The following is a 23,137-nucleotide window of genomic DNA, read 5'->3' as shown; positions in this document are numbered from 1 at the left end:
CGGAGGGCCTCACGGCCCTGCCCAGGATGACAGCGAACGGCGTCCGTCCTGCACCTCTCCCGTGCAGGCCGGGCGCCGTTCCGCGTGGTGCGACGAGCATGCCCTTGTCGCCGGAGCACCCCTCGCGCTAGGTTTGCGAGCGGCGGTAACGATGCCGCCCGCAACAGCAGGGGGATTCATGAGCACTCGCTTCCGGCGCGCCCTCACCACCGTCGTCTCCGTCCTAACCTCGGCGGTCCTCGCCGTGTCCGTCACGGCCCCGGCGGGCGCGGGAACGGGCCTCTCCCCCGCGAGCGCCGACCAGCCCGCGAGCGCCGCCGCGTGCGCCGCGACGTGGTCGCCGACGACCTCGTACTCGGGCGGGAAGACGGCGTCGCACCACGGGCGGAACTGGACGGCGCGGTGGTGGACCCAGCGCGAGACGCCGGGGTCGACGAGCGTCTGGGTGGACGCGGGCCGGTGCACGGGCGGCGGGGACGACTTCGTGGTGAGCCGCGCGGAGTTCGACGCGATCTTCCCGAAGCGGCACCCGTTCTACACGTACGACGGGTTCGTCGACGCGCTCGGTGCGTACCCGGCGTTCGCCAGCACGGGGACGCCGGAGACCCGGACGCGCGAGGCCGCGGCGTTCCTCACGCACGCGGACTTCGAGTCGGTCGGGCTCCGGTACGTGAAGGAGATCAACGAGGCGAACTACTGGATCAAGTGCGACTACTCCCAGCCGTTCGGCTGCCCGGCGGGCCAGACGGCCTACTACGGGCGCGGGCCGATCATGTTCAGCTGGAACTTCAACTACAAGGCTGCCGGCGACGCCCTGGGCATCGACCTCCTCAACGACCCGTGGCTCGTCGAGGAGGATCCCTCCGTCGCGTGGCAGACCGCGCTCTGGTACTGGAACACCCAGAACGGGCCCGGCGTGATGACGTCGCACCAGGCGATGGTGTCGGGCGCGGGCTTCGGCCAGACGATCAACTCGCTCAACGGGGCGCTCGAGTGCGGCGGTGGCAACCCGGCGTCGGTGCAGTCCCGCGTGGACCGCTACGTGCGGATCACCGAGGTGCTGGGCGTCGCCCCGGGCTCGGGACTGACCTGCTGAGCGGTCCGGACCGCGGCGTGGGCGGCCGGTCGGCCGCAGCACGTCCGGCGGCGTGAGCGGCGGGTGCGGTGCACGCAGGGGGCGCACCGCACCCGCCGGTCAGCCGCCGACCCCGGCGGCCACCGGCGCCTCCTCGGTCCCGGATGCCGAGCCGGCGTCGGGCGCAGTCTCCGGGTCATCCTCAGGCCGCACGACGTGGGAGGACGGCAGCCCCGTGCCGGGGCGGAACCCGGCGTAGTGCTCGGCCGCGGCGCGGGCGCACTCGTCCTGGTAGACGTGCCCACCACCGAGATACACGGCGATCTCCTCGCGCTTGCCCGGCACGTTGCCGCCGACGAACCAGGCGCCCGCCTTCTTGCCCTCCTCGTACATGACGGTCGCGCGGGCCGCGCGCTCCGTCTCGGCGCGCCACCACTCCTCCGCCTCGGGCGTGGCCTCGAGCCGGTCGATGCCGTGCTCGCGCGCGTACGCGAGCGCGCGCTGGAGCCACTGCGCGCCGCGCTGGACCGGCACCGTGAGGTTGGACAGCGGCGTCTGCGGCCCGAGCGACATGAAGAAGTTCGGGAAGCCGTGCACGGAGATGCCGAGGTAGGTACGCAGACCGTCGCGCTCCCAGCGCTCGCGCAGGGTGATGCCGTCCCGCCCGACGACGTCGAACGCCGTGAGCGCCCCGGTCATGGCGTCGAAGCCGGTGGCGAGCACGAGCACGTCGAGCTCGTGCTCGACCTCCCCCACGACGAACCCGCGCGGCGTCACGCGCGTGATCGGCGTGCTCAGCACGTCGACGAGCTCGACGTTCTCGCGGTTGTACGCCGCGTAGTAGCCGTGGCCCGTCGGGGGTCGCTTGCCCATGAAGCGGTACGTCGTCGGGGTGAGCAGGTGGGCCGTCCGTGGGTCCTCGACGACCTCGCGGATCTTGCCGCGCAGGAACTCGGACGCGAGCTCGCTCGCCTCGGGGCTGGACACGAGGTCCGTGAAGCACTCGTTGGCGAACCGGAAGCCGCCCGCCTCCCAGCGGGACTCGAAGACGCGGCGGCGCTCCTCGGCGTCGACCTCGAGCGCGGACCGCGTGGGGATCTCCATGGGGACACCGAAGGGGTGGCGCGCGGCGCGCTCGAAGACCTCGTCGTAGCGGGCGCGAAGGGCGGCGAGCTCGTCGGCCGTCACGGCGGGGCTCGTCGTCTCCAGCACATAGTTGGGGGTGCGCTGGAAGACGGTGACGTGCTCCGCCACGGCCGCGAGCTCGGGCAGCATCTGGATCCCCGAGGCACCGACCCCGAGCAGGCCCACGCGCTTGCCCGCCAGGTCGACGCCGTCGTGCGGCCAGCGGGCCGAGTGGTGGACCGGCCCCGCGAACGTGTCGAGCCCGGGCAGGTCCGGGTACAGGGGCCGGGAGAGCAGGCCGGTCGCGGAGACGACGTACGTCGCACGCAGCCGGGAGCCGTCCGCGAGGGTGAGGGTCCAGAGGTTCGTCGCGTCGGAGTGCTCGGCCCGCTCGACGGCGACGCCGAGCCGGATGTCCCGGCGCAGGTCGAGCCGGTCGGCGACGAACTCGAGGTAGGCGCGGATCTCCTCGCCGCGCGGGTAGCGCTCGGACCAGTCCCACTCGTCGCGCACCTCGCGCGAGAACGAGTACGCGTACGCGAGGTACTCGGAGTCGGTCCGCACGCCCGGGTAGCGGTTGGCCCACCAGGTGCCGCCGATCCCGTCCGCGGCGTCGACGACGAGCACGGACAGACCGATCTCGCGCAGATGGTGCAGCATCGCCAGGCCCGAGTAGCCCGCCCCGATGACGACCGCGTCGTAGGACGTGCCGTTCGTGGTCTCCGCCATGGACGACTCCCCCGTGTCAGGTACGTCGGCACGGGCCCGGTGCCCGCGCGACGCGGTATACCGTGCCACGACCTGCGACGTCGTGCCACGGTGACCGCAGGACGGTCACGGGCTCGCGGCTCAGAACGGCCAGACGAGCGGCACGTAGATGACCGCTGCCGCGAGGAAGACGAGGGCGAGCGGCAGGCCGAGGCGCCAGTAGTCGCCGAACCGGTACCCGCCGGGCTGCAGGACCATGAGGTTGACGGGGGTGGCGATCGGGGTGAGGAACGCGGCCGCGCCCACGACCGTGAGCGCCATCATGAACGGCAGCACGCTCACGTCGAGCGTCTGCGCGAACGACACCGCGACGGGAGCCATGACGAGCACCGTCGCGACGTTCGAGATGAACTGCCCGAGCACGAGCGTGAGCACGCACACCACGAGCAGCGCGAGGCGCGGCGACCCGTCGCCCGTGAGCCGGAGCACGAGCCCGGCGATCGCCTCCGCCGCCCCGGACGAGACGAACGCCGCGGACAGCGGGATGAGCGCCGCGATGAGCACGACGGTGTCCCACGAGATCGCACGGAACGCCTGCGGCACGGTGACCACCCCGCCGACCACCAGGGCACCCGCGGCGAGCAGGCCGGCGATGACGGGCGGCACGACGCCCGTCGCGAGCAGCACGACGGTCACGACGAGCACGGCGAGGCAGCGGCGCCAGCCGCGGCTCAGCGGGACGCCACGCTGCAGGCTGCGCGCCGAGTCGACCGCGAGCACGTCGGGCGACTGCGTGTACCGGTGGAGCGCGTCCCACGGCCCGCGCACGAGCACGGCGTCGCCCGGCTGGAGGGTCAGCGTCCCGGAGGCCCGCTCGGCGTCGGACGCCGACGCGTGCGCCTCGCCCCGCCGGAGGGCGACCACGACGAGCCCTTCGTCGCGCGTCGTCATGCCCGGGCTGACGGTGCGCCCGACGAGGGTCGATCGGGGTGCGATGACCACCTCCACGACCCCGGTGCCGCCGGTGAACAGGCGGCCCGTGTCGAGGTCGGGCGTGTAGCTCTCGCGCCACGAGCGCACGCGCTCGCGCGGGTCGGTCGCGGTGTCGGCGAGGTGCTCGGGGACGCGCTCGGGCAGCAGCCGGTCGCCGAGGGTCACGACGAGCACCGCGGTGGCGAGGACGAGCGGGACGCCGACGAGCGCGAACTCGAAGTAGCCGAGCTCGCGGCCGCCGGCCTCGGCCGCCGCCTCGGAGACGATGATGTTCACGGGCGTGCCCGTGAGGGTGAGCAGCGACCCCGCGCCGGCGGCGAACGCGAGCGGGACGAGCATGCGCGACGGCACGATCCCGGCGCGCGCCGCCGCGACCACCGCGACGGGGAGCAGCGCCGCGACGGCGCCGTTGATGCTGATAACCGCCGCGAGCAGCGCCGCGACGCCCACCATGAGCGTGAGCAGGCCCGCGCGCCCGAGCGACGCGCGCCGCTCGAGCCACTGCCCGATCCACGCCGTGACGCCGGTGGAGTCCAGCGCGTCGCTGAGCACGAAGAGCGACGCGATGAAGAGGACGATCGGGTCGCTGAAGCCTCCCAGCGCCTCGTCGAGCGGGAGCACGCCCGTCGCCCACAGCGCGACGGGCACGAAGAGCGCGACGACGACGAGCGGCAGGCGGTTCGTCATGAAGCCCACGACGGCGAGGGCCAGGATCGCGAACGTGGCGACCAGCGGATCGATCATGGGGCCCCCTCTCGGACGTCAGGATGCCACAGCGGCCCGGACGGCGAGCCGTGCGGAATAGTGACGCCGCAGGTGCGTTGTCGATGACCATGACGACTCTCGGCATCATCGGCGCAGGCAACATCGGTTCCCAGGTGGCGCGGGCCGCCGTCGGGCAGGGGTACGACGTGGTCATCGCGAACTCGCGCGACCCCCGCACGCTCGACGACCTCGTCGCCGAGCTCGGTCCGCGGGCGCGCGCGGCGACCGCGGAGGAGGCGGCGCGGGCCGCCGACGTCGCCGTCGTGGCGGTGCCTTTCCACGCGTACCGCGAGATCCCGGTCGAGCCGCTCGCGGGGAAGATCGTGCTCGACACGAACAACTACTACTGGGAGCGCGACGGCCACGTCGAGGCGCTCGACCGCGGCGAGGCGACGTCGTCGGGCCTGCTCCAGGAGCACCTGCCGTCGTCCAAGGTCGCGAAGGCGTTCAACCACATCCAGTCGGCGCACATCACGACCGACGGCACGCCCGCCGGGACGCCGGGGCGCCGCGCGCTGGCGACGTCGAGCGACTTCCCCGAGGCCGCCGCGTGGGTCGAGCGGTTCTACGACGAGCTCGGCTTCGACACCGTCGACACGAGCCCGCTCGCGGAGTCGTGGCGCGTCGAGCGCGACCGCCCGGCGTACGTCGCGCGCCAGGACGCCGACGAGCTGCGGGCCAACCTCGCACGCGCCCCGCGCACGATCTGACCGCCCCGCGCGGCCCGCGGTCAGTCCTCGCCGTAGAAGACGCGCTCCATGACGGTGCGGGCCCGGCGGGCCGTGCGGAGGTAGTGCTCCTCCAGCTCGGCGCCCGTGTCCACGCCCGGCAGGTCGAGCACTCGCGCGAGGCCGTTGAGCGCGAAGCGGTCGTGCGGCAGCACGTCCACCGTCGTGCCGGTCGTGCGCCCGGACCACAGCACGAGCGCGCTGCGCAGGCGCGACGCGAGGTGCCACGCCTCGCCGAGGGTCGCGGCGTCGTCGGGGTCGACGAGCCCGACGTCGACCGCGGCGTCGAGGGCGTCCACCGTGGACGTGGTCCGCAGCGCGGGGACCTCGTGGGCGTGCTGGAGCTGCAGGAGCTGGACGGTCCACTCGACGTCGGACACTCCCCCGCGCCCGAGCTTGAGGTGCCGCGACGCCTCGACCCCGCGCGGGAGCCGCTCCGCCTCGACCCGGGCCTTGATGCGCCGCACCTCGCGCACGTGCGCGAGGTCGAGACCTCCGGCCGGGTAGCGCCGGGCGTCCACGACGCGCGTGAACGCCTCGCCGAGCCCGGCGACGTCGCCCGCGACGGGCCGCGCGCGGAGCAGCGCCTGCGCTTCCCACACGCTGGACCAGCGCTCGTAGTACTCGGTGTAGGACGCGAGCGAGCGCACGAGCGGGCCGTTGCGCCCCTCGGGCCGCAGGTCGGCGTCCACGGGCAGCGCAGGCTCCGGCCCGACGGCGGACAGCAGCTGCCGCAGCCGCGTCGCCGCGGCGAGCGCGTACGCCTGGGCGGCGTCGCCGGCCGCACCGGGCGCGGGGTCGTGCACGAACATGACGTCGGCGTCCGAGCCGTAGCCCATCTCGCGGCCGCCCAGGCGCCCCATCGCGACGACGAGCAGCCGCGCCGGCGCGGACGACGGGTCCGGCGCGTCGTACCCGAGCTCGTCGCGCGCCACGAACTCCGCGACCCGGAGCGCGCCCGCGAGCACGACGTCCGCCGCGTCGGAGATGCTGCGCGCGGCGTCGACCGGGTCGACGACCCCGAGCAGCTCGGCGGCGCCCGTGCGGGCCAGCTCGCGCCGCCGCACGGCGCGCAGGCTCACCGTGGCCGGCTCGACCTCGTCGGCGCGCGTGAGGATCGCGTCGGTCTCCGCGGCGAGGCGCTCGATGCCGCGCGGGACGAGGTCCGCGTCGCCCGCGAGCCAGCGCACGGACTCGGGCGACCGGCCGAGCGCGTCGGCCATGTAGCGCGAGTTCGCCAGGAGGTGCGCGAGCCGCTGGGCCGCGGACCCGGAGTCGCGCAGGAGCTGGAGGTACCAGTGCGTCGTGCCGAGCGTCTCGGAGAGCGTGCGGAACGCGAGCAGCCCGGCGTCCGGGTCGGCGCCCTCGGCGAACCAGCCGAGCATCACGGGCAGGAGCTGGCGCTGGATGGCGGCGCGACGGCTCACGCCCTCGATGAGCGCGGTGACGTGCCGCATGGCGCCCGCCGGGTCGCGGTAGCCGATGGCGGCGAAGCGGGCCTTCGCGGCCTCCGGCGCCAGGCTCACCTCGTCCGGCGAGAGCTGCGCGACGACCGGCAGGAGCGGCCGGTAGAAGATCTCCTCGTGCAGGCCGCGCACCTCGCGCCGTGTCGCGCGCCACCGCTCGGTGAGACCTGCCGCGCCCTCGGTCCGCATGCCGAGCGACCGGGCGAGACGACGCAGCTCGTCGTCGGCCGTCGGGAGCAGGTGCGTGCGCCGGAGCCGGAAGAGCTGGATGCGGTGCTCGAGCGAGCGCAGGAACCGGTAGCAGACGCCGAGCCGCGCCGCGTGCTCGCGCCCCACGTACCCGGCGGCAGCCAGCTCGGCGAGCGCGGTGAGGGTGCTGCGGCTGCGGATCGAGTCGTCGGACCGCCCGTGCACGAGCTGAAGCAGCTGCACGGTGAACTCGACGTCGCGCAGGCCGCCCTTGCCGAGCTTGAGCTGGCGGTCGGCCTCCGCCGCGGGCACGTGCGCCTCGACGCGGCGGCGCATCGCCTGCGAGTCCTCGACGAAGTTCTCGCGACCCGCGGCCGACCACACGAACGGGGCGATCGCCTCCTCGTACGCGCGCCCGAGCTCGCGGTCGCCCGCGACGGTGCGCGCCTTGAGCAGCGCCTGGAACTCCCACGTCTTGGCCCAGCGCTCGTAGTACGCGACGTGGCTCGCGAGCGTGCGCACGAGCGGCCCCTGCTTGCCCTCGGGGCGCAGCGCGGCGTCGACCTGCCACAGGGCGGGCTCGCCGGACGTGCCGGAGCACACGCGCGCGAGGCTCGTCGCGAGGCGCGCCCCCACGGTCGTGGCGTGCTCCTCGTCGTAGCCGTCGGCGGGCTCGACGACGTAGATCACGTCGACGTCGGAGACGTAGTTGAGCTCGCGCGCCCCGCACTTGCCCATGCCGATGACCGCGAGTCGCACCCCCGCACCGTGGTCGTCGAGCTCCGCGCGCGCGACGGCGAGCGCACCCTCGAGCGCGGCGGCGGCGAGGTCGGCCAGGGCCGCACCGACCGCGGGCATGCGCGTCAGGGGGTCGGTGACGGTGAGGTCGGTCGCCGCGATGCGCAGGATCCGCTCGCGGTAGGCCCGGCGCAGCGCGTCGACCCGCTCGGGCCCCGGCTCGGCCGCGACCGGGACGGCGGCGTCCGGGTCGGCGCCCACGGCGCGCAGCAGCTCCGCCCGCACGTCGCCCGCGGCCACCCCGGTGCCCGGCGCCGGGTCCGCGACGACTTCGAGCAGCGCGGGGCGCCGCACGACGTCGTCGCCGAGCGCGACCGACGCCCCGAGCACCGCGAGCAGCCGGTCGCGGGCCGGGCCGGGCCGCAGGGTGCCGCGCGCGAGGTCCGCGAGCGCACCGCGCGCCTCGACGTCGGGGCGCAGCGCGCCCGCGAGCCGCACGACCTGCAGGAGCGCGAGGTCCGGGTCGGCGGCCTGGCCGAACGCGGCGAGCAGCTCGTCGTCGACGACGCCCGCCGGGTCGGCGGCGCCGGCCTCGGGACCGTCGACGGACCGGGCACCCGGGTCGAGCAGCAGCGCCAGGTCCGGGTCCGCGAGCAGGCCGGCCGAACGCGTGATGTCGGCGAAGCCGAACCGCGCGAGCCGACCCGTGAGCGTGGGCCGGCGGGACCCGCCGGACCGACCGGACGTCGTCGTGGACCCGCTCACAGGACCTGGAGGAACCGCTTCAGCTCGAACGGCGTGACCTGCGCGCGGTACGCGTCCCACTCCTGGCGCTTGTTGCGCAGCACGAAGTCGAACACGTGCTCGCCCAGGGTCTCGGCGACGAGCTCGGAGCCCTCCATGATGCGGATCGCCTCGTCGAGCGACTGCGGGAGCGGCTTGATGCCGAGCGCACGACGCTCCGCGTCGGTGAGCTCCCAGACGTCGTCCTCGGTCTCCTCGGGGAGCTCGTAGCCCTCCTCGATGCCCTTGAGCCCGGCGGCCAGCATGACGGCGAACGCCAGGTACGGGTTGGTGGCCGAGTCCAGCGCCCGGTACTCCACGCGGCTCGAGTTGCCCTTGCCCGGCTTGTACATGGGCACGCGCACGAGCGCGGAGCGGTTGTTGTGGCCCCAGCACACGTAGCTGGGGGCCTCGGCGCCGCCCCACAGGCGCTTGTACGAGTTCACGTACTGGTTCGTGATCGCGGTGATCTCCGCCGCGTGGACGAGCAGGCCCGCGATGAACTGGCGCGCCGTCTTGGACAGCTCGAACTGGGCGCCGGGCTCGTGGAACGCGTTGCGGTCGCCCTCGAAGAGCGACAGGTGCGTGTGCATGCCCGAGCCGGGGTGGTCGGCCATCGGCTTGGGCATGAACGACGCGAACACGCCCTGCTCGAGCGCGACCTCCTTGACGACCGTGCGGAACGTCATGAGGTTGTCGGCCGTCGTCAACGCGTCGGCGTAGCGCAGGTCGATCTCGTTCTGCCCCGGCCCGGCCTCGTGGTGGGAGAACTCGACCGAGATGCCCATGGACTCGAGCATCGTGATCGCGGCGCGCCGGAAGTCGTGCGTGCTCCCGCGCGCGAGGTGGTCGAAGTACCCGCCCTGGTCGACGGGGACGAGCGGCGACCCGGCGTCGGCCGGCTGGTTGAAGAGGTAGAACTCGACCTCGGGGTGCGTGTAGAACGTGAACCCCTTGTCGCTCGCCCGGGCGAGTGCACGCTTGAGGACGTTGCGGCTGTCCGCGAGGGACGGCTCGCCGTCGGGCGTGAGGATGTCGCAGAACATGCGGGCGGTGCCGTGCCGCTCGCCGCGCCACGGCAGCACCTGGAACGTGGTCGGGTCCGGCTTGGCGATCATGTCGGCCTCGTACACGCGCGTGAGGCCCTCGATCGAGCTGCCGTCGAACCCGATCCCCTCGGCGAACGCCGACTCGAGCTCCGCCGGCGCGATCGCCACCGACTTGAGCATGCCGAGCACGTCGGTGAACCAGAGCCGGATGAAGCGGATGTCGCGCTCCTCGACCGTGCGGAGCACGAACTCCTGCTGCCTGTCCATGCGGTACATCCTGCCTGATCCGTGTGACGAACGGGTGACACGGTCGTGTCCTGGACGTCGTGCCGCGCGGCGGGCCCCCGGACGAGCCGTCCGCCCTGCTCGTCTAGGGTGGACGCATGGCTGATCTGCGCGTCGCGCTGGCACAGGTCGACACGTGCGTGGGGGACCTCGACGGCAACGCCGCCCTGGTCCTCGAGCGCACCCGGGAGGCCGCGGCCGCGGGCGCGCAGCTCGTCGCCTTCCCGGAGATGACCCTCACCGGCTACCCGATCGAGGACCTCGCGCTGCGGGCGTCGTTCCGGCGCGCGGCGTGGGACGCCGCCGCGGACATCGCGGCGCGGCTCGACGCCGAGGGACTGGGCGCGGTCACCGTCGTGCTCGGCACCGTGGGCACCTCGGGCGCGCCGCGCGGTGCGGGCGCCGCGGAGCGCGAGGCCTCAGGCTCCCCCGCCGACCTGCCGACCAACCGCGCGGTCGTGCTGCGCGACGGCGCCGTGCAGGCCGCGTACGACAAGCACCACCTGCCCAACTACGGCGTGTTCGACGAGTTCCGCATCTTCGCGCCCGGCGAGACGACGACGGTCGTCGAGGTCGAGGGGCGCCGCGTCGGCATCGCGATCTGCGAGGACATCTGGCAGGACGGCGGCCCCGTCGCGGAGATGGCGACGCTCGACGAGGCGGGCAACGGGCTCGACCTGCTGCTCGTGCTCAACGGGTCGCCGTACGAGGAGGGCAAGGGGCACGTTCGCACCGACCTCGCCGCGCGCCGCGCGCGCGAGGTGAGCGCCCCGGTCGCGTACGTGAACCTCGTGGGCGGCCAGGACGACCTCGTGTTCGACGGCGGCTCGTTCGTCACCGACGCCGCGGGCACGGTGGTCGCCTCGTCGCCGCAGTTCGTGGAGGACCTGCTCGTCTGGGAGCTCCCCGCCGACGGCGCCCCGCGCGGGCCGCGCGCCCCCGAGCTGCACCCGGACGAGGAGGTGTACCGGGCGTGCGTGACGGGCCTCGCGGGCTACGTGCGCAAGAACGGCTTCCGCTCGGTCGTCCTCGGCGTCTCGGGCGGCATCGACTCGGCGCTCACCGCCGCCGTCGCCGCGGACGCGATCGGGGGCGAGAACGTCGTCGGCGTCTCGATGCCGTCGCGGTACTCGTCGGACCACAGCAAGGACGACGCGGCCGACCTGGCGAAGCGGCTCGGCGCGGACTACCGCGTCCAGCCGATCGCGCCCATGGTCGAGGCGTTCCAGGGCGAGCTCGCACTGGAGGGCGTCGCGGAGGAGAACCTCCAGGCGCGCGTGCGCGGCGTGATCCTCATGGCGATCTCCAACCGCGAGGGCCACCTCGTCATCGCGCCCGGCAACAAGTCCGAGCTCGCGACGGGGTACGCCACGATCTACGACGCCGGCAGCATCGGCGGGTTCGCGCCGCTCAAGGACGTCGACAAGTCGCGCGTGTGGCAGCTCGCGCGCTGGCGCAACAATGCCGCGCTCGACCGCGGCGAGATCCCGCCCATCCCGGAGTCGTCGATCACCAAGCCCCCGTCGGCGGAGCTGCGCCCCGGCCAGACCGACCAGGACTCGCTGCCGCCCTACGACCTGCTCGACGAGGTCCTCGACGCCTACATCGAGCACGCCGAGGGACGCGCCGAGCTCCTCGCCCGCGGGTTCGACCCCGAGGTCGTCGACAAGGTCGTGACGCTCGTCGACCGCGCCGAGTGGAAGCGCCGCCAGTACCCGCCGGGCCCCAAGGTCACCGCGCTCGCGTTCGGCCGCGACCGCCGTCTGCCGATCACGAACCGCTGGCGCGAGCCGCTCGCCTGACGACGCCGGCACCCCGCGCGTCGTCCGCCCCCTCCCGCACCCAGGAAAGGCCGTCATGTCTGCTCACACCGCCCCCGAGCCCGCCGCGACCGGCGGCACGGGACCGCGCCGCGTCCGCGTGCACCACCTCGCCGAGGCCAAGGCGCGCGGCGAGAAGATCACCATGCTCACCGCCTACGACGCGGTGACCGCGCGCATCTTCGACGACGCGGGGATCGACATGCTGCTCGTCGGCGACTCGATCGGCAACACGATGCACGGGCACGCGTCGACCCTGCCCGTCACGGTCGACGACCTGATCCCCCCGGCCCGCGCCGTCGCGCGCGCCGCGCGCCGCGCGTTCACCGTCGTGGACCTGCCGTTCGGCTCGTACGAGGCGGGCCCGGAGCAGGCGCTCGCCACCGGCGTCCGGTTCCTCAAGGAGACGGGCGTGAGCGCGGTCAAGCTCGAGGGCGGCCGCCGCGTCGCGGCGCAGATCCAGGCGCTCACGGACGCGGGCATCCCCGTCGTCGGGCACCTCGGCTTCACGCCGCAGTCCGAGAACCTGCTCGGCGGCCCGCGCGTCCAGGGGCGGGGCGACGACGCCGCGGAGCGCCTCAGCGAGGACGCGCTCGCCGTGGCCGAGGCGGGCGCCGTCGCGGTCGTGCTCGAGATGGTGCCGGTCGAGGTGGCCGCGCGCGTCACCGAGATCCTGCGCATCCCCACCATCGGCATCGGCGCGGGCGCCGCGTGCGACGGCCAGGTGCTCGTCTGGACCGACATGGCCGGGATGACGGACTGGTCGCCCCGGTTCGCCAAGCGCTACGCCGAGATCGGCGCCGCGCTCGGTCAGGCGGCGGCCGACTACGCCGCCGACGTGCGCGGCGGGACCTTCCCCGACGACGCGCACAGCTTTGCCCGCTGAGCACCCGGTGCGGGCGCCGGGTCACCCCGCGCCCGCACCGCCGTCGGTCACCCACGCGGCGACGCCGCTCGCGACGGCGTCCGCGTAGCGCTGGCGCCCCTCCTCCGACTCCATGACCGCGGCCTCGTCGGGGTTGCGCATCTCCCCCAGCTCGAGCATCACGGCCGGCCGCTCGGCGTGGTTGAGCGTCGCCAGGTCGGCGCGCCGCTGGACGGGACCGTCGTCGGCCGCGACCGCCGACGACGGCGCGAACCCGGCCGCCGTCAGCGCGGCCACGAGCTCGTGCGCGAGCGCGACGCTCGGCTCCCCCTGGGCCTCGTCCACGGGCGGGTCGGACACGATCGCGAAGAACCCGTGCGCGCGGCGGTCCTCCGTGCCGTTGGCGTGGAGCGAGACGAGCACGTCCGCGTCGTTCTCCTGCGGGAACCGGCCGCGCGCGTCGACGCACGGGCCCACGCCCGCGTCGTCGGGGCGCGTGAGCACGACGACGGCGCCCAGCTCGGTCAGGCGTCCCGCGAGCCGTCCCGCCACGTCCCACGTGAACGCGTGCTCCGGGTAGCCGGAGTCCGTGGACGTCCCCACGGTGTTGCAGGCCTTGGTGTCGCCACGGCCATCGGGGACGGGCGCGTTCACGACGAGCGGGTTCGCCCCGTTCCCGCCGTTGTGCCCCGGGTCGACGGCGACCGTCACGCCCGCGAGCGGGGGCGCCGGCCCGGTCTCCGTGGCGGTCGGGTCGGGCGACGCCGTCGACGGCGCGGGCTCCGGCGCGGCGGGCACGGCCCCGCCCGAGGGGGTGACCGTCGTCGGGTCGGCCCCCGACACGGCGCGGACCTGCAGCGCGACGAGGAACGTCAGCGCGCCCACCGCCAGCCCGGCGAGGAGCAGGCCGAGACGGCCCGACCACACCCGGCGCGGGCCGGGCGGTGGGGCGTGGGTCACTCCTCGCGCTCGCGGCGGTCTTCCTCGTCCCAGGCGTCGGTGCGCTCGCGCGCCGTCTCCAAGGCCTTCTCGGCGGCCTCGCGCGTCGGGTACGGGCCCATGCGGTGCGACCACGACGCGCTCGGGCCGCGGTGCACCTCGCCGGTGCGCGTGTCGTAGTAGTACCCGTCCGCGGCCGCGGGCTCGCCGTCGTCGCTGAAGCGTGATCCGGTGCTCATGCCTCGATCCTCCCCCATCCCGGCCCGGCCGGCCGCCCACGGCGCCCGCGCGTTCGTAGACTGGCGGCCATGAGCACCGCCCCCGTCCCGCCCGACGCCGCCGCTCTCCCACGCCCCGGGCGCCGTGGCCCCCTGACGCCGGGTGTCGTGGGACCCCAGCGGCAGGTCCCGACGACGATCGAGCGCCCCGAGTACGTGGGCCGGCCGGGACCGCGGCCCTTCGAGGGGAGCGAGGTCAACGACCCCGCGACCGTCGAGCGCATCCGGACGGCCTCGCGTGTCGCGGCGCAGGCGCTCGTCGAGGTCGGGCGCCACGTCGCCCCCGGCGTCACGACGGACGAGCTCGACCGCGTGGGCCACGAGTTCCTCCTCGACCACGGCGCCTACCCGTCGACGCTCGGCTACCGCGGGTTCCCCAAGTCGCTGTGCACCTCGCTCAACGAGGTCGTGTGTCACGGCATCCCGGACTCCACCGAGCTCGTCGAGGGCGACATCGTCAACGTCGACATCACCGCCTACGTGGGCGGCGTGCACGGCGACACGAACGCCACCTTCACCGTCGGGGAGGTGGACCCGGAGTCGGCGCTGCTGGTCGAGCGCACGCGCGAGGCGCTCGCCCGCGGCATCAAGGCCGTCGCGCCCGGCCGCCAGATCAACGTCGTCGGTCGCGTCATCGAGCGCTACGCCGCCCGCTTCGGGTACGGGGTCGTGCGCGAGTACACGGGCCACGGCGTGGGGCGTGCGTTCCACTCAGGGCTCGTCGTGCCGCACTACGACGCGGCGCCCGACCACGCGACCGTGATCGAGCCCGGGATGGTCTTCACCATCGAGCCCATGCTCACGCTCGGCACGTCCGAGTGGCGGATGTGGGACGACGGGTGGACGGTAGTCACCGCGGACGCCTCGCGGACCGCGCAGTTCGAGCACACGCTGCTGGTGACCGACGACGGAGCGGAGATCCTCACACTGCCATGAACGCCCACCAGGACTCGCACGCCGCACCCCCCGCGGACCGCCCGCGCCCCCGCACCGCCTTCGGCATCGACGTCGGCGGCAGCGGCATCAAGGGCGCCCCGGTCGACCTCGCCACCGGCGAGTTCGCGCAGGAGCGGCACCGCATCCCCACCCCCCAGCCGTCGACGCCGCAGGCCGTCGCGGAGGTCATCGCCGAGCTCGTAGGCGCCTACGACCTCCCGCAGGACGTGCCGATCGGCGTCGCGTTCCCCGCCCCGCTCCAGCACGGCGTCGTGCGGTTCATCGCGAACCTCGACAAGTCGTGGACGGGCGTCGACCTCCCGGCGCTCGTCGCGCGCGAGACGGGACGGCACGTCGTCGCCGTCAACGACGCCGACGCCGCGGGCGTGGGCGAGGTGCGCTACGGCGCCGCGCGCGACGCGGACGGCGTCGTGCTCGTCGCGACGCTCGGCACCGGCATCGGCAGCGCGATCCTCGTCGAGGGTCACCTGCTCCCCAACACGGAGCTCGGCCACCTGGAGATCGACGGGTACGACGCCGAGACCCGGGCCTCCGACGCCGCGCGCGACCGCGAGGACCTCGACTGGGCGCAGTGGGCCGAGCGGCTCCAGCGCTACTTCGGGGTCGTCGAGGACCTGTTCTCGCCCGACCTCATCGTCGTGGGCGGCGGCGTGAGCAAGAAGCACGAGCACTTCCTGCCGCTGCTGCACCTGCGGGCGCCGATCGTGCCCGCCCAGCTGCGCAACGCAGCGGGCATCGTGGGCGCCGCGTCGCTCGCGGCCGACGCCGTCTGACGATCGTGCCACGGTCCGAGCCCGGTCCCGAGGGGCCGGGCTCGCCGGGGCCCTCAGGCCGGGCTGACCTCGTGGTGCTCGGTGCCGAAGATCTCGATGACGCCGAGCATCTCCAGGACGTCGGTGACGACCGTCGGCGGGTTGCGCAGCGTCACGGACAGCCCCTCCTCGGAGCCGATCGTGTAGAACTGCACGAGGAACGCGATGCCCGTCGAGTCCATGAACGTCACCTTGGACGTGTCGATGACCACGGGTACGTCGCGTTCGAGAGCGTTGGCGAGCGCGGCGCTCGCCTCGCTGCGCAGGGCGACGTCGATCTCGCCCCACATGTCCACGACGCTCGCGTCGCGTTCTTCGAGCAGCCGGATGCCGCCCGTCCCTGCCCCGGTGTCGCTGCGTTCGAGCTCCTGTACCAACACTGCCCCGCCCTTCGTCCCGCCTTGCCTCGCCCACCCCGACGAGTGCCGCGCCTCCTGCCCGACGCCCCGACCTGTCGGCCCCTGCTCTCGTACGTCGTCGGGCGACAGCAGGACTCCGGCGTGGTCGGTCGTCGCCAGAGTACCCCACGGATAGCGGCGGCTGGTAGGCCTCTGGCGAAGACTTTACCCAGAACCCCGTGAGCGGCCGTTCACCCGGGCGATGGTTGAGGATTCATTCAACAACTGGACGGCTGTCCAGACGACGACGGCCGCCACGGACCCGGTCGCGGGTCGACGTGACGGCCGTCGTGGCGGGCGCCGGACCTCAGCCGGTGTTCTGCAGGCCGGCCGCGACCCCGTTGACGGTGAGCAGCAGCAGGTGCTGGAGCTCGTCCTTGACAGGGCCCTCCGCGCCGGAGCGCAGGCCGCGCAGCGCGCGGACCTGGAGCAGCGAGAGCGCGTCGACGTACGGGCTGCGGAGCTGGACCGCACGGCCCAGCACGCGCCGGCCGGCGAGCGGCCACGCGTTCTCCGTCACCGCGAGGACCTGCTCGCGCGTGAGGCGCAGCTCGTCGAGGATCGCCTGCGCGAGGTCGTCGCGGTCCCCGAGCGCGAGGTACCGCTCGGCGATGCGCTCGTCCGTCTTGGCGAGCGACATCTCGACGTTGTCCAGCAGCGTCGCGAAGAGCGGCCACTCGCGGTGCGCCTCGCGCAGCAGCTCGAGGTCGCCGAAGTCGCGCAGCGCCGTGCCGAGCCCGTACCAGCCCGCGAGGTTGATGCGCGCCTGCGACCAGGAGAACACCCACGGGATCGCGCGCAGGTCGTCGAGGGACGAGACCGACAGGCCGCGACGTGCCGGGCGGGAGCCGATCGGCAGGAGACCGACCTCCTCGAGCGGGGTCACCTGCGAGAACCACTGCGGGAACCCGTCCGCGCGCACGAGCTCGTGGAACCGGCGGCGCGACGACTCGTCGAGCGCGGCTGCGAGGTCGCGGTAGCGCTCGGTCGCCTCGGCGTTGCGCTTCTCCGTCGACGGCGCCGACGCGAGCAGCGTCGCCGCGGCGACCTGCTCGATGTGGCGCGACGCGATCGTCGGGTCGCCGTAGCGCGCGAGGATGACCTCGCCCTGCTCGGTGAGCTTGAAGCGGCCGTCGACCGAGCCCGGGGGCTGGGCGAGCACGGCACGGTTCGCCGGGCCGCCGCCGCGGCCGAGGGCGCCGCCGCGGCCGTGGAACAGCGTGAGCGTGATGTCGTGGCGCTCGGCCCACTGCGCGATGCGGCTCTGCGCGTCGTGCAGGGCGAGGGTCGCGGACACCGGGCCGACGTCCTTCGACGAGTCCGAGTAGCCGAGCATGACCTCGACGCGGCGCCCGTTCTCGGCGAGCCGACGCTGCACCTGCGGCAGCGTGAGCATGGACTCGAGGATGTCGACGCTCGCCCGGAGGTCGGCGAAGGTCTCGAACAGCGGGATCGCGTCGACCACGGGTGCCTCGTCGGAGCCCTCGAACGCGAGCTCTGCGAGCTCGTACACCGCCGCCAGGTGCTCCGGCTTCTGCGTGAACGACACGATGTAGCGGCGTGCGGCCCGGATGCCGTAGCGCTGCTGGACCGCGCCGAGCGCGCGGAACGTGTCGAGCACCTCGCGCGTGCGGTCGGAGAGGTCGCCGTGCAGGCCCTTCTCCGCGATCTCGGCGAGCGCCCCCTCGTGGACCTGGGAGTGCTGACGCACCTCGAGCTCCGCGAGGTGGAACCCGAACGTCTCGACCTGCCACACGAGCTGCTGCAGGTCCCCGTACGCCGCACGGGGCGCGCCCGCCGCCACGAGCGACTCCTGGACGACCCGCAGGTCGGACTCGAGCTGCTCGGCGTTCGGGTAGGCGAGGTCGGCGTTGCGGGCCCGCGTCGCGGCGATGCGGTCCGCGACGACGAGCAGGACCGCGCGGTGCGGCTCGCGCGGCGACGCCTCCGACGCGGCGACGGTGACCGCCTCCGAGAGCCGGCGCTGGCGCTCCCACAGGGCGCGCAGGCCGTCCGACGGCGGCGTGCCGTCCTGGTCGAGCGTGAGCTTGCGCCCGACGGCGCGCGCCTGCTGCTCGAGCGCCGCGAGCGCGTGGTCGGCCGCGATCGCCGCGGCCTGGCGCGTCACGTCGGCCGTGACGTTCGGGTTGCCGTCGCGGTCGCCGCCGATCCACGTGCCCAGGCTGACGAACGGCCGCACGAGCGGCTCCTCGCGCCCCGCCTCGTCGCCCAGCAGCCAGTCGTCCAGGCGGCGGTAGACGGTGGGGAACGTGTCGAACATCGTCGCGTCGAACACGCCGAGCGCCGTCTTCACCTCGTCGAGGACCGACGGCTTGTGCTCGCGGATGGGGGCGGTGCGCCACATCGTGTCGATCTCGGCGAGGAGACGACGCTCGTTCTCCGCGAGCGACGTGCCGCCGAGGCGCTGCGCGTCCCGCTCGTCGAGGAGCGTCGCGATGCGCCGCACCGCGCCGGAGACCGCACGACGGCGCGCCTCCGTGGGGTGCGCGGTGAGCACGGGGCGGAACTCGAGGCGACGCAGCCGGCGCAGCGCCTCCTCGCGCCCGACCTCGCCGACGAGCTGCTCGAACGCCTCGGGCAGCGAGTCGTCCGGCGTCGTGGCGCGGGTCGCGAACTCCGCCTCGCGCTCGCGCAGGACGCGCACGCGGTGGTACTCCTCCGCGAGGTTCGCGAGGTGGAAGTAGCACGTGAAGGCACGGGCGACCTGCTCGGCGCGAGCCATGGAGAGGCCCTCGACGAGCGTCTCCGCCTCGGCCAGCACGGCACCGGACGGGTCGTCGTACGCGCGGATCGAGAGCTCGCGGAGCCGCTCGACGTCGTCGAGCAGGTCCTGGCCGCCCGTCTCGCGCAGCACGGTGCCGAGCAGGCCGCCGAGCAGGCGGACGTCGTCGCGCAGCGGGCCCGGGACGTCGTGGCGCGCGAGGCCGCGCCCGGCGTGACCGGTGTCGTCGGGGAGGTCGGAGACGTCGGCGGAGACCCGGTCGGGGCCGTCGGCAGCACCCGGGGACGGGGACAGTTCCGAAGGGGAGAGGTCGTTCACGGTGACGAGAGTATTCCTTGACCGTCAGGGGACGTCGAGACGTCCGAGGGGTGATCGCTGGTCGAGCACGGGTCGGCCCGGGGTCGCGTGCGCGACCCCAGCGAACCGCAGGAGGTCAGCGGCGCGCGCCGACCCGTACCGCGTCGAACGGCGCGTTCGAGGCCACGCGGTCCTCGATGGAGGCGGTGACGACGTCCTTGGCGACGCGCGCGGCGTCGAGCACGGAGGCGCCCTTCGCGAGCTCCGCCGTGATCGCGGCGGCGAACGTGCAGCCTGCCCCGCTCACGCGCTCCTCGCCGATCTTCGGGGTGCGCAGCACGTGCACCTCGTCGCCGTCGACCAGGACGTCGACCGCGTCGGGGCCGGGCAGCTCGACGCCGCCCTTCGCGACGACGGCGCGCGGGCCGAGCGCCTGGACCTTGCGCGCCGCCTCGACGAGCTCCTCGACCGTCTCGATCGACTCGACGCCCGCGAGCGTGCGCGTCTCGAAGAGGTTGGGCGTGACGACGGTCGCGAGCGGGAGGACCTGCGCGCGCAGCGCCGTGTCGGTGTCGAGGGCGGCACCGGGCTCCTGGCCCTTGCAGATGAGGACCGGGTCGAGCACGACGTGCTCCCACGTGCGCGAGCGCAGCGACTCGGCGACGACGTCGATCGTCGCGGGCGTGCCGAGCATGCCGATCTTCACGACCGAGGGCTCGTGCGTGACCGTCGCCGCCTCGAACTGGTCGGCGATCACCTGCGGGTCCACGGGGACGAAGCGGTGGCCCCAGTCGTTCTTCGGGTCGAACGAGACGATGCACGTGAGCGTGCCGACGCCGTAGGCGCCGAGCTCCTGGAACGTCTTCAGGTCGGCCTGGATGCCGGCGCCGCCGGTGGCCTCGGAACCGGCGATGACGTAGGCGAGCGGAGGCGTGTGCGAGTCGTGGTGCGACATGGTGCTCCTCGGCACGAGTAGGACGGGGCCCGTCCTCCCGGTGGTGCCGGGAGAGGCGGGCGGACGCGCCGGCGGACCGGCGTCTCCGCGGCGGGTGCGGCACGACAGCCTAACGCCGCACCGCGTCTCTCACGCCGTCCCGCCGCCCCGCGGGCGCCGCGGCCCGGCGCCCCCGCGACGGACTGACCGCCGCACACATTTTCGTGTACGTCATTCCTGTGAGCGAGGAGCAGCGCACCATCCACGGCAAGCCGGTCCCCGACGAGCAGACCCTGACCGCGCTCCGGGAGCGCGCCGAGCGAGAGGGTCTGGCGAACGAGTCGGAGGCGATCCGCGCCGCCGTCCGCGCCTGGGCCCACGTCGCGTGAAGCTTCACGAGCCCGTACGGAACCGCGACACGCGGGACCGACCCGCCGAAGGAGACCCCCAGCCGTCTCGTGGTCCTCGTGCAGACCGAGGAGAGCCCTCCTGCGACGCCCCAGGTCGGGTGGTGAGATGCGGACGAGCCGGTCTGTACGCCGGGTTCTGTTCCCGCGCGAGGTCACCCTCGCGCGGGCGACGGTCATCCATCTAGGCCCTGCGTCGCCGCAGGGCTCGAGCGGTCTACCCGACTGTGCTTCTCCGTGGAGAATCGGGCGGGCAGCCCTCAGACACAGTCTGTCTGACCTTGCTCCAGGTGGGGTTTACCGAGCCGGACCGGTCACCCGGTCCGCTGGTGGTCTCTTACACCACCGTTTCACCCTTACCGCACCGGTCGGGGCCGGAGCCCTTCCCGACGCGGCGGTCTGTTCTCTGTGGCACTGTCCCGCGGGTCACCCCGGGTGGGCGTTACCCACCACCTTGCCCTTCGGAGCCCGGACGTTCCTCGGCGGGAGGCACGAGGCCTCCCGACGCGACCGTCCGACCGACTCGTCCGCGCCAGCAAGGCTACCGCTCCCGGGCGGCTCGGCGGACCAGCGACCGGTCCCGTCGGCGGGTCGTGCCCCGTAGGATGGCCCGCCCCCTCGAAGCCTGCTCCCGGAGGTCTGTCGTGCCCGCCACCGCCGAACCGTCCGCCCCCGACGCCCCGAGCACGGCACCCGCCACCGACACGTCGGCCGAGCTCGCCCGGGAGCAGGAGTTCCTCGCCGACGCCCGCAGGCAGCTCGCGCGCATGCGCGAGCGGGCGGGGTCGCTCGACGCGCTCGCGGGAGACCGGGTCAGCGCCGAGTACCTCGAGGCGGCGCTCGCCCGTCGGCTCGCCCAGCTCGCCGACGACCCCGGCGTCCCGCTCTTCTTCGGACGCATCGACCTCGACGGCACCGGTCCCGGGCCCGGGCCCGCCGAGGTCTTCCACATCGGACGCCGCCACGTCTCGGACCCCGAGGGCGACCCGCTCGTCGTCGACTGGCGCGCCCCGGTGAGCACGCCCTTCTACCGCGCCACGCGCACGGAGCCGATGGGGGTCGCCGTCCGCCGCCGCTACGGCTTCCAGCGCGGCGCCCTCACCGGCTTCGAGGACGAGTCGCTCACCGCACCGGGTGCGGGCGCGGAGTCCTCCGCGATCCTCGAGGCCGAGATCGAGCGGCCCCGTACCGGGCCAATGCGCGACATCGTCGCCACCATCCAGCCCGAGCAGGACGTCATCGTGCGCAGCGGGCTCGACCGGACCGTCGTCGTGCAGGGCGCGCCCGGCACCGGCAAGACCGCCGTCGGGCTGCACCGCGCCGCGTACCTGCTGTACTCCCACCGGGAGCGGGTGAGCCGCGCCGGGATGACCGTCGTGGGCCCCAACGCGAGCTTCCTGCGGTACATCCGCGACGTGCTGCCCGCCCTCGGCGAGGTCGACGCGACCCAGACCACCGTCGAGCAGATCGTCACGGCGCACGGCCGCCTGCGCGGGACGGAGCCCGCGGACGTCGCGCGGCTCAAGGGCGACGCGCGGCTGGCCGAGGTGCTCCGCCGCGCGGTGTGGTCGCACCTCGTCGAGCCGTCCGAGGCTCTCGTGCTGCCGCGCGGTGCGCGCCGCTGGCGCGTCGCCGCGCACGAGGCGCGCGAGTGCGTGGCGCAGGTGGTCGGCCGGGAGCCGCGCTTCGACGCCGGTCGCGACCACCTGCGGCACGCGCTCGCGCACCGGATCCTCGTGCAGATCGAGGAGTCCGGGGAGGCGCTCGACGAGCGGGCCTGGGACGCGCTCGCACGCACGCGCCCGGTCCGGGACTACACCGCCGCGGTGTGGCCGAAGGTCACGCCGACGGCGCTGCTGCACCGGCTCCTCGTCGACCCCGCGTTCCTCGCCGCGAGCGCCGACGGCGTCCTCACCGCGGCGGAGCAGGAGCTGCTGCGCCCGGCCCGACCGTCCCGGACGCCGGGCACGGCTCGCTGGACGCTGGCCGACCTCGTCCTGCTCGACGAGATCGCGGACCTGCTGGCCCGCGGGGCGTCGGTCGCGCACGTCGTGGTGGACGAGGCGCAGGACCTCTCGCCGATGATGCTGCGCGCTCTCGGGCGCCGGGCGCGCACCGGCTCGCTGACGGTGCTGGGCGACCTGGCCCAGGCGACGACGCCGTGGGGGGTCTCCTCGTGGACCGACGCGCTGACGCACCTCGGCAAGCCCGACGGCCACGTGGAGCAGCTCACCGCGGGCTTCCGCGTCCCCGGCGACGTCATCGAGTACGCGGCCCGCCTGCTGCCCTCGATCGCGCCGGACCTCGACCCGCCGGTCGCCGTCCGCCGGGCGCGGGGCGAGCTCGTCCTCACCACGAGGCCGGTCGTGGACCTGGTCCGCACGGCGCTCGCCCGGGAGGGGTCGGTCGGGCTGATCGTGCCCGACGCCGGCACGGACGCCGCGCGCGCCGCGCTCGCCGCGGCGGGCCTCGCCTTCGCGGTCGTCGGCGAGGCGTCGGACGACGACGGCGCGGTCGAGTTCGACGCGCGCCTCGACCTCGTGCCCGCGTCGCTCGCGAAGGGGCTGGAGTTCGACCACGTCGTGCTGGACGACCCGGAGGGCGTCGTCCGGGGCGAGCCGGACCGGGTCACGGGGCTGCGACGGCTGTACGTCTGCCTGACCCGCGCGGTGACGTCCCTCGCCGTCCGCCACCGGGACGACCTGCCCGCCGAGCTCCGCCGCCCGTGACGGGCGCCTCGGTGGTGGCGCGGACGCGCCGGGACCGGCGTGTCGGAACTCCTC

17 protein-coding genes and 1 other RNA gene are annotated in these 23,137 nt (G+C 74.4%); 8 read left to right on the top strand and 10 right to left on the bottom strand.

All coding sequences use genetic code 11. The features are described 5' to 3' along the window. Positions 1-178 precede the first annotated feature (178 nt). Positions 179-1,096, top strand: a complete 918-nt coding sequence (locus RDI86_RS07625; protein WP_308821071.1) for a glycoside hydrolase family 19 protein — start codon at positions 179-181, stop codon at positions 1,094-1,096. A gap of 99 nt (positions 1,097-1,195) precedes the next feature. On the opposite strand, the gene RDI86_RS07620 is transcribed toward RDI86_RS07625, so the two are convergent. Together RDI86_RS07620 and RDI86_RS07615 are read right to left on the bottom strand one after the other, a co-directional pair. Further along, positions 1,196-2,929 (bottom strand): NAD(P)/FAD-dependent oxidoreductase, encoded by a 1,734-nt coding sequence (locus RDI86_RS07620; RefSeq protein WP_251176200.1) that lies wholly within the window; start codon positions 2,927-2,929, stop codon positions 1,196-1,198. Positions 2,930-3,049: 120 nt separating this feature from the next. Next, on the bottom strand, positions 3,050-4,645 hold the full coding sequence (locus RDI86_RS07615) for an SLC13 family permease (RefSeq protein ID WP_308821070.1): 1,596 nt from the start codon (positions 4,643-4,645) through the stop codon (positions 3,050-3,052). Between the two features lie 23 nt (positions 4,646-4,668). On the opposite strand from RDI86_RS07615, the gene RDI86_RS07610 reads away from it, so the two are divergent. Continuing rightward, positions 4,669-5,376: an NADPH-dependent F420 reductase gene (locus RDI86_RS07610; RefSeq protein WP_285845124.1), complete on the top strand. Its 708-nt coding sequence runs from the start codon at positions 4,669-4,671 to the stop codon at positions 5,374-5,376. Positions 5,377-5,396: 20 nt separating this feature from the next. Here RDI86_RS07610 and RDI86_RS07605 read toward each other — a convergent pair whose 3' ends face one another. Continuing rightward, positions 5,397-8,552 carry a bifunctional [glutamine synthetase] adenylyltransferase/[glutamine synthetase]-adenylyl-L-tyrosine phosphorylase gene (locus RDI86_RS07605; protein ID WP_308821069.1) on the bottom strand — a complete coding sequence of 1,052 codons (3,156 nt, stop codon included), beginning with the start codon at positions 8,550-8,552 and terminating at the stop codon, positions 5,397-5,399. After that, on the bottom strand, positions 8,549-9,886 hold the full coding sequence (gene glnA / locus RDI86_RS07600) for a type I glutamate--ammonia ligase (RefSeq protein WP_021483141.1): 1,338 nt from the start codon (positions 9,884-9,886) through the stop codon (positions 8,549-8,551). Before glnA ends, RDI86_RS07605 begins: the two co-directional genes overlap by 4 nt. A 116-nt stretch (positions 9,887-10,002) precedes the next feature. Between glnA and RDI86_RS07595 the strand changes: the two genes are divergently transcribed. Together RDI86_RS07595 and panB are read left to right on the top strand one after the other, a co-directional pair. Further along, complete coding sequence (locus RDI86_RS07595; RefSeq protein ID WP_076405461.1) at positions 10,003-11,706, top strand: NAD+ synthase; 1,704 nt, start codon at positions 10,003-10,005, stop codon at positions 11,704-11,706. 55 nt (positions 11,707-11,761) lie between these two features. Then, on the top strand, positions 11,762-12,610 hold the full coding sequence (panB, locus tag RDI86_RS07590) for a 3-methyl-2-oxobutanoate hydroxymethyltransferase (protein WP_076405463.1): 849 nt from the start codon (positions 11,762-11,764) through the stop codon (positions 12,608-12,610). 21 nt (positions 12,611-12,631) lie between these two features. Here panB and RDI86_RS07585 read toward each other — a convergent pair whose 3' ends face one another. Together RDI86_RS07585 and RDI86_RS07580 are read right to left on the bottom strand one after the other, a co-directional pair. Further along, positions 12,632-13,549, bottom strand: coding sequence for an N-acetylmuramoyl-L-alanine amidase (locus RDI86_RS07585; protein WP_308821068.1), 918 nt, complete (start codon positions 13,547-13,549; stop codon positions 12,632-12,634). Next, positions 13,546-13,767 carry a hypothetical protein gene (locus tag RDI86_RS07580; RefSeq protein WP_043653514.1) on the bottom strand — a complete coding sequence of 74 codons (222 nt, stop codon included), beginning with the start codon at positions 13,765-13,767 and terminating at the stop codon, positions 13,546-13,548. Before RDI86_RS07580 ends, RDI86_RS07585 begins: the two co-directional genes overlap by 4 nt. A gap of 69 nt (positions 13,768-13,836) precedes the next feature. Here RDI86_RS07580 and map point away from each other — a divergent pair, with 69 nt between their 5' ends. Together map and ppgK are read left to right on the top strand one after the other, a co-directional pair. After that, positions 13,837-14,742: a type I methionyl aminopeptidase gene (gene map / locus RDI86_RS07575; RefSeq protein ID WP_081599903.1), complete on the top strand. Its 906-nt coding sequence runs from the start codon at positions 13,837-13,839 to the stop codon at positions 14,740-14,742. Further along, positions 14,739-15,536: a polyphosphate--glucose phosphotransferase gene (gene ppgK, locus RDI86_RS07570; protein WP_021482429.1), complete on the top strand. Its 798-nt coding sequence runs from the start codon at positions 14,739-14,741 to the stop codon at positions 15,534-15,536. The genes map and ppgK overlap by 4 nt, the downstream gene beginning before the upstream one ends. Before the next feature lie 53 nt (positions 15,537-15,589). On the opposite strand, the gene RDI86_RS07565 is transcribed toward ppgK, so the two are convergent. The 3 genes from RDI86_RS07565 to thiD form a co-directional block, all read right to left on the bottom strand. After that, complete coding sequence (locus RDI86_RS07565) at positions 15,590-15,955, bottom strand: STAS domain-containing protein (protein ID WP_021482430.1); 366 nt, start codon at positions 15,953-15,955, stop codon at positions 15,590-15,592. Positions 15,956-16,280: 325 nt separating this feature from the next. Then, positions 16,281-18,890: a phosphoenolpyruvate carboxylase gene (locus RDI86_RS07560; RefSeq protein ID WP_240949107.1), complete on the bottom strand. Its 2,610-nt coding sequence runs from the start codon at positions 18,888-18,890 to the stop codon at positions 16,281-16,283. Positions 18,891-19,149: 259 nt separating this feature from the next. Further along, complete coding sequence (gene thiD / locus RDI86_RS07555) at positions 19,150-19,968, bottom strand: bifunctional hydroxymethylpyrimidine kinase/phosphomethylpyrimidine kinase (RefSeq protein ID WP_021483778.1); 819 nt, start codon at positions 19,966-19,968, stop codon at positions 19,150-19,152. 218 nt (positions 19,969-20,186) lie between these two features. Here thiD and RDI86_RS07550 point away from each other — a divergent pair, with 218 nt between their 5' ends. Continuing rightward, the gene (locus RDI86_RS07550; RefSeq protein ID WP_240949075.1) at positions 20,187-20,336 is read left to right on the top strand and encodes a ribbon-helix-helix protein, CopG family; all 150 of its coding nucleotides are present in this window, start codon (positions 20,187-20,189) and stop codon (positions 20,334-20,336) included. A 130-nt stretch (positions 20,337-20,466) separates the two neighbouring features. On the opposite strand, the gene rnpB is transcribed toward RDI86_RS07550, so the two are convergent. Continuing rightward, positions 20,467-20,880, bottom strand: an RNA gene (rnpB, locus tag RDI86_RS07545) — RNase P RNA component class A. Between the two features lie 118 nt (positions 20,881-20,998). Between rnpB and RDI86_RS07540 the strand changes: the two genes are divergently transcribed. Next, complete coding sequence (locus RDI86_RS07540; RefSeq protein WP_308821067.1) at positions 20,999-23,083, top strand: AAA family ATPase; 2,085 nt, start codon at positions 20,999-21,001, stop codon at positions 23,081-23,083. Positions 23,084-23,137: the final 54 nt, after the last annotated feature.

It is taken from the genome of Cellulosimicrobium sp. XJ-DQ-B-000 (assembly GCF_031119065.1).
Taxonomy (GTDB): Bacteria; Actinomycetota; Actinomycetes; order Actinomycetales; family Cellulomonadaceae; genus Cellulosimicrobium; species Cellulosimicrobium funkei.
The sequence above is the reverse complement of the archived record's forward strand: the minus strand, read 5'-3'. Positions and strand labels throughout refer to the sequence as shown.

Excerpts from the sequence above, each read along its gene's own strand:
- map (WP_081599903.1), top strand. The coding sequence starts at position 13,837 with ATGAGCACCGCCCCCGTCCCGCCCGACGCCGCCGCTCTCCCACGCCCC.
- ppgK (WP_021482429.1), top strand. The coding sequence starts at position 14,739 with ATGAACGCCCACCAGGACTCGCACGCCGCACCCCCCGCGGACCGCCCG.
- RDI86_RS07620 (WP_251176200.1), bottom strand. The coding sequence starts at position 2,929 with ATGGCGGAGACCACGAACGGCACGTCCTACGACGCGGTCGTCATCGGG.
- glnA (WP_021483141.1), bottom strand. The coding sequence starts at position 9,886 with ATGGACAGGCAGCAGGAGTTCGTGCTCCGCACGGTCGAGGAGCGCGAC.
- RDI86_RS07595 (WP_076405461.1), top strand. The coding sequence starts at position 10,003 with ATGGCTGATCTGCGCGTCGCGCTGGCACAGGTCGACACGTGCGTGGGG.
- RDI86_RS07580 (WP_043653514.1), bottom strand. The coding sequence starts at position 13,767 with ATGAGCACCGGATCACGCTTCAGCGACGACGGCGAGCCCGCGGCCGCG.
- RDI86_RS07610 (WP_285845124.1), top strand. The coding sequence starts at position 4,669 with ATGCCACAGCGGCCCGGACGGCGAGCCGTGCGGAATAGTGACGCCGCA.
- thiD (WP_021483778.1), bottom strand. The coding sequence starts at position 19,968 with ATGTCGCACCACGACTCGCACACGCCTCCGCTCGCCTACGTCATCGCC.
- panB (WP_076405463.1), top strand. The coding sequence starts at position 11,762 with ATGTCTGCTCACACCGCCCCCGAGCCCGCCGCGACCGGCGGCACGGGA.
- RDI86_RS07615 (WP_308821070.1), bottom strand. The coding sequence starts at position 4,645 with ATGATCGATCCGCTGGTCGCCACGTTCGCGATCCTGGCCCTCGCCGTC.
- RDI86_RS07625 (WP_308821071.1), top strand. The coding sequence starts at position 179 with ATGAGCACTCGCTTCCGGCGCGCCCTCACCACCGTCGTCTCCGTCCTA.